This is a genomic window from Ancylobacter mangrovi (assembly GCF_024752335.1).
Classification (GTDB): domain Bacteria; phylum Pseudomonadota; class Alphaproteobacteria; order Rhizobiales; family Xanthobacteraceae; genus Ancylobacter; species Ancylobacter mangrovi.
Map to the genome: position 1 here is coordinate 16,866 of NZ_JANTHY010000001.1, position 14,202 is coordinate 31,067.

The window sequence follows — 14,202 nt, forward strand, 5'->3', positions numbered from 1 at the left end:
TTCACGTCCTCGCCTGCAGGACAGACATCGCATCCGACGGGTCGTCGTCTGCCTCGCTGTCGAATCCGAGCGCGGCCAGGAACCGGGAACTCTCCTCGATTTCCTGCTTGAGTACGCGTACGGCCTCGTCGAGCTGCCCGGTGGTGTGGGCGGCGGTGATGAAGAAGCGCAGCCGCGCCGAGCGGTGCGGCACAGCCGGATGGATGATCGGCAGCACGTTGACGCCGCGGGCCAGCAGCCTTTCGGACAGCAGCACCGCCATCAGGGAATCGCCGACCATGATCGGCACGATGGCATGCCCCTCGGCGGTGCCGGTCGAGAGGCCGGCCGCCTGCGCGGTCTCGAAGAAGTGGCGGGCATTGGCCTGCAGCGCGGCCACCCGCTCGCCCTCGCGCTCCATCGCCTCGATCGCGGCGAGCGCGGCGCCGGCGGCGGCCGGGGCGAGGCCGACGCTGTAGACGAAGCCCGGCGCGGACACCTTGAGATAGTCGATCAGGGTCTGCGAGCCGGCGATGTAGCCGCCGCAGGAGGCGAACGACTTGGACAGCGTTCCCATCCAGATGTCGACCAGCGCCGGGTCGAGCCCGGCCAGCTCGGCGATGCCCCTGCCGGTGGCGCCGAGCACGCCGATGCCGTGCGCCTCGTCCACCATCAGCCAGGCGCCGAAACGCTGCTTGAGCGCCGCCAGCCGGGCGAGGTCGGGCACGTCCCCGTCCATCGAGTACAGCCCTTCGACGACGATCAGCACGCGGTGGTAATGGCCCCGCTCGGCAGCCAGCATGCGCTCCAGCGCGTCGAGGTCGTTATGCGCGAAGGTCCGCCGCGCGGCGCCGGAAAGCTCGGCCCCGACGATGATGCTGTTATGGATCAGCGCGTCGTGGAACACCGCGTCATCGCGGCCGATCAGCGTGGCGACGCTGGTGACGTTGGCGGCGTGGCCGGAGACGAAGACCACCGCGTCCTCGGCCTGGTGCAGGCCGGCGAGTCGCGCTTCCAGCTCGCGATGGAAGGGCCGTTCGCCGGCGACGAGACGGCTCGCCGAGACGCTGGTGCCGTAGCGCTCGATCGCCTCCTGCGCCGCGCGCCGGACGTCGGGATGCCCGTTCAGGCCGAGATAGTCGTAGGAGGCGAAGTTGATCACCTCCTGCCCGGCGATGCGCGAGAGCGCGCCGGCGCGCCCCTCATGCGGGCGGAAGAACGGGTTGGCGATGCCGAGCGCCTCGCCGGTGGCTCGCACCATGCGCAGCTCGTCATAGCCGGGCAGCGTGTCGAAGGCGGTGTCGTAGACCGGCCGGGCGACCGTGTTCATCTCCGCCGGGCGCTGGCGCATGCGGGCGAGGAGCGCGGCCCTCGCCGCATCGTCGAGCTGCGTGGGGGTGTTGGTTGTGGTCATCGCAGCAGGCTCCCGTCCCGCAGGTTCTCGGCCGCGACCTTGCCCTGCAGCGCCTCGATCGCCGCCTGCGTCGGCGCGTTGCGCATGTGGCGGTCGATCAGCCGGGTGCCTTCCTCCGGAAGGTGGATCTTCGACACCGGGACGGCTTCGCCCGCCGCCTCGGCGGTGGGACGCAGCTTGCTGAACACCTTGTCTGCGACGTCCTGCAGGGTCGCGCCGGCGCCGAGGCCGAGCATGGGCAGCGCGACCTTGTGGCGGCGCTGCATTTCCATGTCGAGCTCGAGCCCCATGAGCGAATCCATGCCGAGATCGCCGAGCGGGCGGGTCGGGTCGATCGAATCGGCCGGCAGGCGCAGGATGCGCCCGAGCTCGGCGGTCAGGAGGCGCAGCACGGTGAGGCGTGCCTCGCTGTCGCTCTGGTCGCGGATGAGGGCGACGAGGCCCGCCTCGCCGACCATCTCGGCGGCGTCGTCGAAGGCCGGGCGCAGCGCGGCGAAGCTCGCCCCGGACATGACCGCCAGATCGCGCCCCGGCCCCCAGTCGACCGGCGCGTGAACCACGACCGGCGGCATATCGGTATCAGCGAGGCAGGCGCCGAGCTGGTCCAGCGCGGCGGCGGCGGTGATCATGCCGAGCCCGAAGCGGCGGCTGAGCATCTCCGAGGTTGCGGCATCGCGCGCCAGCACGCCGACATCGGAAATGGCGCCCCAGGCCATGGCGAGCGCCGGGCGGCCCTCGCGGCGCCGGCGGCGGGCGAGACCCTCGAGATAGGCGTTGGCCGCCACATAGGCCGCTTGGCCGGGATTGCCGATGAGGGCGGTGGCCGAGGAGAACAGGACGAAATAGTCGAGCTCGAGGCCGGCCGTCGCCGCGTCGAGATGGCGCGCGCCATCGACCTTCGGCGCCAGCACCTGCTCGAAGCGGCTGGCGTCGAGATCGCGGATCAGCGCGTCGTCGAGCACCATGGCGGTGTGGACGATGCCGGCGATGCGCCCATGGTCGGCGCGCAGGCGCTCGATCAGGTCGGTGCAGGCGAGCGGATCGCGCACGTCGAGCGGTTCGGCCACGATCTCGGCGCCCTCGACCGCGAGCGGCGGGTCGATCACGCCGCGGCGCGAGGCGACGACGACGTGGCGCGCCCCGCGCTCGGCCAGCCAGCGCGCCGTCTCCCGGCCGAAGCCGCCGGTGCCGCCGACCACAAGGTGCACGCCGTCCGCGGCGGCCTCGAAGGCCGGCATCGGCGCCGCGGGCGCCGGCGCATGGGCCGGCGGGCGGATCAGGATCTTGCCGACATGGCCGGAGCCCTGCATCAGCCGGAACGCGGCACGCACCTCGTCGGCGGCGAAGACGCGGTGCGGCAGCGGCCGCAGCGCCCCGCTCGCGAACAGGCGGCCGAGCTCGGCGAGCATGTCCGCGACCAGCGCCGGCCGGGCGGCGATGAACTGGTCGGCATCGACGCCGAAATAGGTGAGGTTCCGCGCGAAGGGGCGCAGGCCGATGCTGGTATTGGCGACGAAGTCGCGCTTGCCGAGCTCAATGAAGCGGCCGAACGGCTTCAGCGCCCGCAGTGACAGTTCCATCGACCGACCGGCGAGCGAGTTCAGCACCACGTCGCAGCCGCCCTCCGCCCGCACCGCCTCGGCAAAGGCGGTGCTGCGCGAATCGTAGACGACGTCGGCGCCGAGCAGGCGCACGAGGGCGCGCTTCTCCGGCGAGCCGGCTGTCGCGATGATGCGGGCGCCGCGCAGCCGGGCGATCTGCAGCGCGGCGAGGCCGACACCGCCGGCGGCGCCGTGGATCAGCACCGTCTCGCCCGCTTCCAGCCGCGCGCACTGCACCAGCCCGTACCAGGCGGTGAGGAAGGCGACCGGAAGCGTCGCCGCCGCCTCGGGGCCCATGCCGGCGGGGGTCGGCAGTACCGCGCTGGCGGGCACGGTGACATGGGTGGCGAAGGCGCCCGGCGCGAAGGCGATCACCGCGTCGCCGGGCTTGAGCGCCGCGACGCCGGCGCCGGTCCGCGCGACGCGGCCCGCGCATTCGAAGCCGAGCGTCGGGCCGGCGAAGCCGTTCTCCAGCATGTCGTCGCCGATCAGCCCCTGCGCGAACATCACGTCGCGGAAATTGAGGGCGGTGACGTCGATCGCGATCTCGACCTCGCCGGGCCCGGGGGCGCGGCGCGGCTCCGCCTTCCAGGCGAGGCGGTCGAGCGAGCCGGGCATCTGCATGCCGAGCCGGGCGGCGGTCTCCTCGCCCGAGGCGCGGGCCTGCGGCGCCGGCGCGAGGCGCACCGCCTTCAGGCCGTGCGCATCCAGCACCAGCTCGCGCTCGCCGGCAATGCCCGTGATGGCACGGGCAAACTCGTCCATCGCGGCGTCGTCCAGTGGCTGGCGATCGAGCGCGACCAGCCGGATGTCGAGGTCGGGATATTCGTTCATGGCCGTGCGGCCGAACGCCCACAGCGCCGCCGCGGTCGGGCATTCGCCGAGCGGGTCGCCCTCGATCAGGAGCCGCAGGGAAGGGGCGTCGCCTCCGGCTCGCAGGCTCTCCAGCAGGGCGCGGGTGTCGTCCATCGCGGCGGCGAGCGAGCCGGCGTCCTCGCCGGTCGCAAGGCGCCGGACGAGGACGTTGTCCTTGCCGGTGGCAATCGGGTCGACGTCGAGCGCGCGGCCATCGCCGGAGATCAGGCAGGAGGGCGCGTCCCCGCCAAGCCAGGCGGCGAGCGCCGGCACGGCGGCCTGGTGGGCGGGCGCCTGCATCTCGGGCGCCGCGATCACGCTTATGTCCGTCACCGACCGGGCGCTCCACAGCCGGCGCCGGCCGCGCGCGCCCTCGCCGGGCGCGTCCATGGCCAGCAGGCGGGTGAAGCCGCGCGGCGCGAAGTCCCACGAGACCAGCGCGCCACCCGGCCGCAGCGCGGCGAGAATCTGCCGGCCGGCGGGGCTGGACGCATCGAACGGTTTGTGGGGATCGAAACGTAGGACCAGATCGGCCGCCGGCAGCGCGTCCTCCTCGCCGAGCACCATCCCGGCCGAGGGCCGGACGCGGTCGGCGAGGGCGGGGCGGGCGGCGGGTTCGGCGGGCAGCACGGTGAGGGCGAGGAGGCCGTCCTCGACCAGCGGGCGCAGCGCGTCGAGGACGACGCCGTTGCGCTCGGTCAGGATCATGGACAGCGGCGTCTCCGTCTGCAACGTCTGGGCCTGCCGCGCCACATCCGCGACCAGCGCGGCGGCGTGCTCGGCGACGGCGCGGGCGGCGGGCGAACCGTTTGCCCACTGGTCGGTCAGGCCGGCCGCGTGGGCGATGGTGAGCGTGCCGGCAAGATGCGCCGCGAGGTCGACGGCGAGGCGGGCGCCGATGGCGAGCTCGGCGGCGCGGTCGGGCGCCATCGTCGCGATCTCGTGCAGCAGCGTCTCGGCTTCGGGCAGATCGCTCTGCGGCAGGACATGCCATCCCTCATCCGCGGAGTGACGGGCGAGCCCGCCCTCGGCCAGCAGTTCGAGCAGCGAGAGCAGCGTGTCGCGGCGCTCGGCGGCGAGCCGGCCCTGCACGATCAGCGCCTCGATATCGAGCGCTCCGGCGGCCAGCATCTCCTCGCCGGCCACCTCCGCCACGCCGCGATGGGCGATGGCATAGGCGAGCGCGTCGAGCATCAGCGTGTCGTCCGAGCCGGGCAGGTCGTCGGTCGCGTCGACGAAGGCCCCGGCCTGCTCGCCCGCCTGCGTGCGGGCCGGGCCGGGCCGGACGAAGCTCTGGCGGAAATCGTGGTCGAGCGTGTCGCCGGCCGCGAGCGCGACCGCCCGCAGCTCGACCCCTTCGATGCGGGCGACCTCGGCCTCCGCCGCGTCGAGCAGCGAGACGTCGAGCTCCAGCGAGCGCGGGCCGCAGCGCCGCACGACGAGCCGCGCGCTCACGGCCGGCGCCGCGCCGCGCACGGTGACCGCCGCGAAGCGGACCGGCAGGAAGGCGGTGCCGGCACTGGCAGGCTCGATTTCGGCGCCGATCCCGATCGCGAGGACGAGGCCGTGCAAGGCCGCGTCCGCCAGAGTCGGCGGGAGCACGTAAGGCTCGTGCGGGATAGTCGGCGCCGCAAGGTCGAGACGGATCTCCATCCCCGAGCGCCGGGCGGCGCGCACGAGCCGGAAGGCCGGCCCGTAGTCGAGCCCGAGCCGGGCGGCGGCGGCGTAGAGCTCCTCGCCCTCCAGCGCGCTTTCGCCGGCGGGGCCGGCCGGGGGCCCGGCGAGCGGGAGCCTCGCCCCGCTGTCGGCCAGCACCCGGCCATGGGCGTTGAGCATCCAGTCCTGCGACCCGCGGGCGCGGGACGAGATGGAGACCGCGCCGATCGCGTCGAGGCGCACCTGCGTCTCCGTCACCTCGCCGGGCGTGAGCCGCAGCGCCGACAGGATGGCGAAATCCTCGAGCCGCAGATGGTCGGTGCCGAGGCTCTCGCGTCCGGCGGCGAGCGCCATCTCGGCGAGGGCGGTGGCGGGCACGACGACATTGCCGCCGACCTTGTGGTCGGCGAGGAACGGGCGCGAATCGAGGTCGAGCAGGCCGCGCCATTCGCCGTCGTCGCTGCGCAGGCGCGCGCCGAGCAGCGGGTGGTCGCTGATGCCGGCGCCGGTCAGGTCGATCGCCTCGGCGGTGCGCGGCGGCCGGGTCGGCTGGCGCTGCCACGGCGTCTTCGGCAGGTCGATCCGCCCGAGCGGGGCTGGCGTGCCCAGGAAGCGGGCCTCGTCCACCGTCGCGCCGTTGACCAGCGCGGCGAGCAGGCTGCGCTCGACCGGATCCTCCTCGCCGCTGTCCTTCTCCTGCAACGAGGCGAGCACGGTCGCGCTGCGGCCCTCGTCGGCGAGGATCTCGCGCAGGAAGCCGGTGAGCACCGCCTTCGGCCCGATCTCGAGGAAGAACCCGATGGAACGGTCGCGCGCCACGGCGCGGACCGCGGCGTCGAACTGCACCGGCTGGCGGATATTCTCCCACCAGTAGCGCGCGTCGAGCGCGGCGCCCTCGACCGGCTCGCCGGTGATGGCGGAGACGAAGGGGATCGCCGAGGCGCGCGGGGCCAGAAACGCCAGCGCCTCCAGCATCGGCTCGCGCAGCGGCGCCATGGCCGGCGAATGGAAGGCGTAGTCGATGGCGAGGCGCTTGCCGACCACGCCCTGCCGGCGCGCGAAGCGCAGCACCGCGTTGACGGCCGATCCGCTGCCCGAGAGCGTCACCCCGGACGGTGCGTTGACGGCGCCGATGACGACGTCCGTCTGGCCGGTGGTGGCGATGAACGCCTGCGCCTGCGCCGGGCTCGCCATGAGGAAGGCCATGACGCCGCTGCCGCGCGTCGTCGCCTGGATCTGGCTGCGCAGGTGGATGAGGCGGGTCGCGTCGGAAAGGCTCAGCGCGCCCGCGACATGGGCGGCGGCGATCTCGCCGACGCTGTGGCCGACCACTGCCGCCGGCGTGCAGCCACCCGCCATCAGCGCGCGGGCGAGCGCGATCTCCAGCGCGAAGATCAGCGGCTGGGCGATCTCGGTGGCGGCGAGGGCGTCGTCGTCCGGCGGCTGTCGGAAGGCGGCGGCGAGCGACCAGCCGGCGAGCGGCTGGAAGATCGCGTCGATCTCCTCGACGCTCTCGCGGAACACCCGGCTCGACTGCCAGGCGGCCTGGCCCATGCCGGCATACTGGCCGCCATTGCCGGTGAAGACGAAGGCGATGGAGGAGCCTGACCCGCGCACGGAGCCGCGCAGGAACGCCGCTTCGCCGCTGCTGCGCGCCATGCGCCGCAGCTTCTCCGGCGCATCCGGCTCGTTCACCGGCACTGCGATGCGGTGCGGCAGGCGGGCGCGGCCATGGGCGGCGGCGTGGGCGAGGCGTTCGGGCTCCGGCTCGTGCTCCAGCCGGTCGGCATAGGCGTCGGCGAGCGCGGAGAGCGCGTCCGGGTCGTGCGCCGAGATCATCAGCACCGGCGCCGAGGCCGCCGGGGCGCGCGCCGGTTTCTCGTGGGCTTCCGGCAGGGCGATCACCGCATGGGCGTTGGTGCCGCCGAAGCCGAAGGAGGAGATGCCGGCGAGGCGCGCCGTACTGTCGAGGGAGAGCGTGCCGGAGGCGGGAACGAGGTTCAGCGCGTCGAAGTCTATGTGCTCGTTCAGCGTATCGAGATGGAGCGAGGCGGGCAGCTCGCGCCGCTCCAGCGCGTTCAGCGCCTTGAGCAGGCCGGCGAGGCCGGAGGCCGGCTCGAGATGACCGATATTGGACTTCACCGAACCGATCGGCAGCGGCGTCGAGCGCCGCTGGCCGAGCGCCGAGCCGATGGCCCGCGCCTCGACCGGGTCGCCCACCAGCGTGCCGGTGCCGTGCGCCTCGACGAAGGCCAGGTCGTCCGGGTCGATGTCGCGTCGCTCGTAGAGCTCTTCCAGCAGGCGCTGCTGCGCCCGGCCTTCCGGCATGGCGATGCCGACCGTACGTCCGTCGGAATTGGTGCCGCTCGCCATCACCACGGCGCGCGGCGTCCAGCCGGCGGCGCTGACGTGATCGAGTCGGCTGAGGACCGTAACCACCCCGCCCTCGGCACGCACATAGCCGTCCGCCGAGCCGGAGAAAGGCCGGCAGCGGCCGGTGGGCGAGAGCATGCCGGCGCGCGAGAAGCCGATGAAGTTGAACGGGCTCGCCAGGATGTTCACGCCCGCCACGACCGCGGTGTCGATCTCCCCGTTCTCGATCGCCTTCACCGCGCGGTCGAAGGCGACCAGCGAGGAGGAGCAGGCGGTGTCGATGGTGAGGCTCGGGCCGGTGAAGCCGAAGACGTGCGAGATGCGGTTGGCGACGATCGACAGCGCGTTGCCGGTGACGAAATGCGAGTCCGCGGCGGCGATGTCGGAGATGAAGTGCAGCGAATGATCGAGCGAGGAGGCGCCCACGAACACGCCGACATTGGACCCGGCGACGCTGGAGAGCGGGATGTTGGCGTCCTCGAACGCCTCGCGCACCAGCTCCAGCAGCAGGCGCTGCTGCGGGTCGATCTGCTCGGCCTCGCGCGGCGACAGTCCGAACGCGCCGGCGTCGAAGCCGAAGATGTCGTCCAGCACGCCGGCGGCGAAGGTGTAGGCCCGGCCGGGCACGTTGCGGGAGGGATGCAGGAAGCGCTCGCGCGACCAGCGTTCGGCCGGAATCTCGCTCACCGCACATTCGCCGCGCGCCAGCAGCGACCAGAAGGCGGCCTCGTCCGCAGCGCCCGGCAGCCGGCAGGCACACCCCAGTATAGCCGCCAGGTGCGGGGGGCGCCGGAAAGCGGAGGACAGAGCGGCATCCGTGCCGGGAACGATGCTATCCAATCGACACCTCGTCAGGAATAGTCATTTGCCCGGCGGGCGGCAGGCCGGGCTTGTACTGCTGCGGCAGGTCGCGAGGCGCCTAGCGCCCCGCGGCTGCGATCGCCGCCTCGGACGCGGCCGGCTCTTCCGGCGCCGCGTCCGCCATCCGGCGGCCCTGGTCGATCCGCTCCTGGATGCGCGCGGACACCGCGTCGCTCCACCGGGCGAAGTCGTACTTGCGGTTGATGCCGGCCTGTCCGGCTTCGGCGCGGGCCGCGCGAAGATCCGCATCCGCGGCAGCCTCGTACAGGGCCCGGGCGGCGGCCTCGACGTCCGGCGCACCCCACTGGCCGATATAGCCGCGGCTCGCCAGATATTCCGGCGGCGCCGGGGTCTGCTGCACCGGAACCAGGAAGGCGTTGCCGGAATCGCAGAAGTCCTGCGAGCCGGAATAGTCGGAGACCACCACCGCCTTGCCCGCGAACATCGCGTCGGCGATGAAGTAGCCGAAGCCTTCCGAGCGGTGGAGCGAGACCATCGCGTCGACGCTCCACATCAGCGTCCAGTATTCCTCGGACGTCAGGTTGCCCTCGACGATGGCGATACGGTCATCGCCGGCGATGCGCTCCTCGATCTCCTCCCAGTAGGAATCGATGTTGCTCCAGTGGCCGGGATTAATCTCGCGGATCTTGATCAGAAGCCGCACATTGAGATCGCTGCCCTCGAACGCCCGCTGGAACGCCTTCACCACGTCGAGCGGGTTCTTGCGCACGATGGACGAGCCGAACTCCGCCGCCGTCAGGAAGATGAACTCGGACGGGTCGTGCCGGAAACGGTCGAGGAACGGGACGTGCGAGAGCGGCGCGTGCAGCCCCTTGTCGACCACGGTGACCGGCACCGGGGTGATCTTGCGATAGGCCTCGGCGACGTAGTTGCTCGGCGTCCAGATCTCGTCGACGGCGAGCGCGCCCAGCGTGTGGCTGGCCGGCGGCCGGTCGCTCTCCCACAGGTAGAAGCCGATGATGTGCGCGTCCTCGCAGATGCCGGCGAAGCGGGCGATCATCTCCGGCGTGCGGTCGGCGTTGACGCACAACAGCACGACGCGGGCGCGCACCCCGACCGAGGGGTTGTAGTCGCCGTCCGGATTGACGCAGGCGCCGTCGTCCGCGTTGAAGATCAGCGGCGAGAAGGAGGAGAGCGCCTCTCCGAACATGGAGAGGTTGCGCCCGACTCCGGTCTCGTTGGCGTGGCCGATGATGACGAGATCGCGCCGCGGTACCTCGTCGGGAATGGCGGCCGGCATCACCTCGACGCGTCCCAGCGCGGAGAGGACGGCGAGCTCCGGCGCCCGCGCATAGATGTCCTCCTGCAGCCGCGCCCGCCAGAAGTCGGCTCCGCGCTCGGCCACCGCGACCTCGGGAAGCGGCGTGTCGGCGAGGATCGAGATCAGCGCCAGGTCGAAGCGGGTGAAGTCGGGCGTCCCGCCGGCGCCCCAATAGGCGCGCCAGACATGCGGGGTGAAGGACAGCCGGTCGGGCTGGGTCACGTCGAGCGCGACTTCCTTGAAGCTGGTGAGGCGCGCGAAGTCCTCGTCGCGCAGCCGGTTGCCGAGCCCCTGGTCCTCGAGGAGGAACAGCCAGTACCAGCTCCAGGGCAACTCGCGGTTGCGGTACATCTCCGCCGGCGCCGACAGCGAGCGACGCAGGCCGTCCGAGATCAGCTTCACGTTGTTCTTGTCCGCGATGAAGGGCGCGGTGGCGAACTTGAACTGGACGAGCCGCAGGCCTTCCTCGGTGAAGATGTCGATGTGCGGGTAGTGCCGGCGCCAGAAGGCGAACAGGGTGAGGCTGATTTCGTGCTTCATCACCCGCCGGTTCATAACCGGTTCGCTCAGCAACGTGTGGATCTCGTCGGTCAGGCAGAAGACCTGGCGCTTGTACCAGTCCTCGAACACTTCCGAGACGATCCAGTTGGCAACCGACTGGCCGCCGGAAAGCTTGCCCTTCATCTCCAGCCGGTTGGCCATGAAGCGCGTATAGACCGAGGCGCGCCAGCGGGCGGGCGGCTCGTCGGAGGTCTCGAGGCGCCGCGTCACGTTGGGAATCTCGTGCCAGACGAGATGGCGCATGCGCGCTTCCCGGGCGCTGTCGCCGATGCCGGAGATGAACTGGGTGAGGTCGTCGCGGGTTTCCACGTTCGGCCAGTAGGGCTGCGCGGCGAGGGGGCCCGAATAGGCGCTGGTCTCTTCGACCGTGAGAACCATCTGCCGGTGCCCGGAAAGGCGGTAGCCGGTGGCGAGGATCGACTCGTGGGTGGCCGGCGCGGTGGTGCAGCGGAAGATCGTCGTTCCATCGACCTGAAGGCGAAGCGTCACCGGCTTCATCAGGTCGTGGCGATCGAAGCCCCAGGCGACGCACTGGCCGTCCTCGACGAACACGCCGCCAACTACGTGTTCACTGTTTGCAATTCGCAAGTAATTTGGTCGCGATCCAACGGTATCCAGTGAAATCTGAAGTTGTTCTATGATTTGCGCCGCATCATCCCCGGTGCGTGTTTCGCGCAGATTTCGTACCCAGGAGACGAGGCTCTCCTGACCGAATGCGCGTCCAGACTCATGTCCGAAGTTCTCAAAATTCATGAGCCACCCGTCTCGCTGGTCGACGGATCCGACGGGGACCGGCCGTCGAACGCCGCCTAAATGTCTACAGATGATGCCTATCGTTTGCATTGCAGCATCAAAAATGATGATCTGTCTAGATGCTGATTTGTGTATTATCTCACCGATTTTGGCCGAAAAGGGTACTCAGAAACCGCAAAAGTGAGTAATCGATTACGCCGTTTTAATGGAAGCATTTTTGAACAAATTTCCATCACATCTGACATGAGTCATTTCTCGACATCACTATTAATTAGACTCACTAGATTGCGGCGATAACGTGAAACGGCTGCGCGGGTGCGAATTTACCGGCGCGCTCTAGCTGACGAATGCGTTTGACCAGCGGTAGTGTTCTGCGGCATATCCCGCACTGCGAAAATTGCATGGGTGCAATGCAACCTTGCGAGGTACTCTCCCGGCGGCAACGCGTCGCTACGGTTGCCGAAACGCATGCCGGCACCCGGCGAAGAGCCTATCGGAACGGTTGTGGGGGTGACCTAACGCAGCTTCTGCGATAAGGTTCCACTTCCCCCGAATATTTATGTCGGAGTGGACACGCCGAATGAAAAAGACAATTCTATTTTCACGTAGAGCGTTGGATGGATCGCAACCGTATGGATATTTCGGGTTTGCTTGAGGCGCGTGAGGGCTCATGAAAACAGCGCTGGAGGCACTCGTACAATCCGAGGGTGAGGTACGGCTCGGCTGGGCCGGGTCGACTACCCTGATGGACTATCTCAACTTCGAGGACGCGCTGAGCCCGGTGCTGACGGCCATGGTCGGCGGGGTGCCGGTGCGGCGCGTGCCGGCGAAGTCGCATTCGGTGCGCATGGCCGCGATCGGTGCGATCGGCCACACCTTCGAGGGCGGGCAGGTACATGTCTGGGGCACCGGCTGCTCGCCCTGGAAGAACCCCTCGGCGCCGCTCGACCGGCGCGTCGCCTTCGCCCCGCCCGGCCACGGCGCCATCGTGCTGCACGCCACCAGCGGGCCGGTCGCCGAGCGCCTGATGGCCAATGGCGGCAAGCGGCCGGGGCTCTATGGCGACCCGGCTTGGCTGCTGCCGCGTTTCTACCGCCCGCGCATCCGCAAGAAGTGGAAGCTCGGCGTGATCCTGCACCTGTCCGAGCTCGCCGACCGCTCCTACGAGCCGCACCCGCTGCCGGCGTTCGAGCGCTACGACGTGCCCGAGGAGTTCCAGGACGACGTCCACCTCATCACCACGGTGACGCCGCTCGGCGTGCCGGCGCTGAAGGCCAAGCTCGACGAGATCCTCGCCTGCGAGCGCATCGTCTCGATGAGCATGCACGGGCTGATCATCGCCGAGGCCTACGGCATTCCCTGCCTCTATTTCCCCCCGCTCTCCGAGCCCCGCGGGCTCGGCCGGCTGGCGCTGGATCCGGAGGGGCCGGCGGACCTGCGCATCGTCGACCTCTATCTCGGTCTCGGCCGGCGCCACATCCCCGCCTATTTCCAGGACCGTGGCCGGCCCACCGACTGGCAGGCGGTGATGGATGCGGTGGACCGCACCTGGGAGCCCGTCACCTTCGATTCCAAGAAGCTGATCGAGGCGTTTCCCTTCACGCCGTCGCCGCTCAAGGCGCCCTCGGGCAAGAGCATCTGGGACCATCCAGTCATCAAGGGATTGATTTTGCAGCATGACGTGGCGCTGCTGCGCCAACAGGACCGCGACAGCGACCCCGCCGATCCGATCGAAGTGAACCAAACGGAAGCTCGGGCGTTGGAACCCGAAAGGGAGGGGGGCGAAAAGCCCGCTGCGGTTCCATCGACGGTGGCGAAAGTGGTCGGCTTCGAAAAGGCTCCACCCGCCGGAATCACGCCGGAGGTTGCCACCCTCCTGCGCATGAACGCTGACCGCATTTCTATTCCCCTGTCCTGGGCGGCCACCACCCGCGAGAGCCCCTATGCGAATCTCGGCGATACGCTGAGCGCGCTGATCGTTGCGGGCATGGCCGGCGTGCCGGTGCGGCGCGCGGGCTTCGACCAGGCCATCGAGCGCATGGTCGCCGTCGGTACGATCGGCCACAACCAGCGCAACGGGATCCTGCACTTCTGGGGAACTGGCGTCGATGCCGAGCGCAACCCGGTCGACCCGCTGGTGCGCGGCTATGTGCGCCCGGCCGACACGGCGTTCCACGTTCATGCGCTACGCGGGCCGAACAGCGCCCGCACGCTGCGCGCCGCCGGCATCGAGGTGCCCGACGTCTTCGGTGACCCGGTGTGGATGCTGCCGCGCTTCTGGCCGATGAAGGATGTCGAGAAGACGCACGACCTCGGCGTCATCCTCCACATCACCGAGCTCGAGGACCGCACGCCGGAGGCGGGCGTCAAGCCGTCGCTGCGGCGCTACGTGGTGCCGGACGCGTTCAAGGACCGCATCCGCCTCATCAACACCCATTGCGACCCGACCGCCGACGCCATGCGCCGCAAGGTGGAGGAGATCGTCTCCTGCCGCGCCATCGTCTCGACCAGCCTGCACGGGCTCGTCATCTCCGAGACCTACGGCATTCCCTGCGCCTGGTTCGCCACCTATGGCGACGGCGAGGGTCGGATGCTCGACCTCGGCAATGCGCAGCACCAGATCGACCACCGGATGCGCGACTTCTATTCCGGTGTCGGGCGCAGCACGCTGTCCTCCTTCTGCCTCGACCGTTCCAAGCCGACCGACTGGGACCAGGTGCTCTCCTGGGTCCACGGCACGTGGCGGCCGCTGACCTATGACGACCAGCCGCTGATCCGCGCCTTCCCGATGCCGCTGGCGGTGTCGCCGGACGAGATGACCTGGCCGCTGCCGGCCGAGATCGTCGATCGGATCGACTATTGAACGG

General features: G+C 70.3%; 4 protein-coding genes. 1 reads left to right on the forward strand and 3 read right to left on the reverse strand.

Annotated features, from left to right (window positions below; genetic code table 11):
• Nucleotide 1 precedes the first annotated feature (1 nt).
• The 3 genes from NVS83_RS00080 to NVS83_RS00090 form a co-directional block, all read right to left on the reverse strand.
• Entirely contained in the window at nucleotides 2-1,393 is a 1,392-nt protein-coding gene (locus NVS83_RS00080) for an aminotransferase class I/II-fold pyridoxal phosphate-dependent enzyme (RefSeq protein ID WP_258737498.1), read from the reverse strand.
• Nucleotides 1,390-8,718, reverse strand: a complete 7,329-nt coding sequence (locus NVS83_RS00085; protein ID WP_258737499.1) for a type I polyketide synthase — start codon at nucleotides 8,716-8,718, stop codon at nucleotides 1,390-1,392. The genes NVS83_RS00080 and NVS83_RS00085 overlap by 4 nt, the downstream gene beginning before the upstream one ends.
• A gap of 79 nt (nucleotides 8,719-8,797) precedes the next feature.
• The gene (locus NVS83_RS00090) at nucleotides 8,798-11,134 is read right to left on the reverse strand and encodes a glycosyltransferase (protein WP_258737500.1); all 2,337 of its coding nucleotides are present in this window, start codon (nucleotides 11,132-11,134) and stop codon (nucleotides 8,798-8,800) included.
• Between the two features lie 871 nt (nucleotides 11,135-12,005).
• On the opposite strand from NVS83_RS00090, the gene NVS83_RS00095 reads away from it, so the two are divergent.
• Nucleotides 12,006-14,198, forward strand: coding sequence for a polysaccharide pyruvyl transferase family protein (locus NVS83_RS00095; RefSeq protein WP_258737501.1), 2,193 nt, complete (start codon nucleotides 12,006-12,008; stop codon nucleotides 14,196-14,198).
• The last annotated feature ends 4 nt before the right edge of the window (nucleotides 14,199-14,202 follow it).

What these genes read in the sequence shown, in the direction of transcription:
- NVS83_RS00080 (WP_258737498.1), bottom strand. Translation starts at nt 1,393, where the DNA reads ATGACCACAACCAACACCCCCACGCAGCTCGACGATGCGGCGAGGGCC.
- NVS83_RS00095 (WP_258737501.1), top strand. Translation starts at nt 12,006, where the DNA reads ATGAAAACAGCGCTGGAGGCACTCGTACAATCCGAGGGTGAGGTACGG.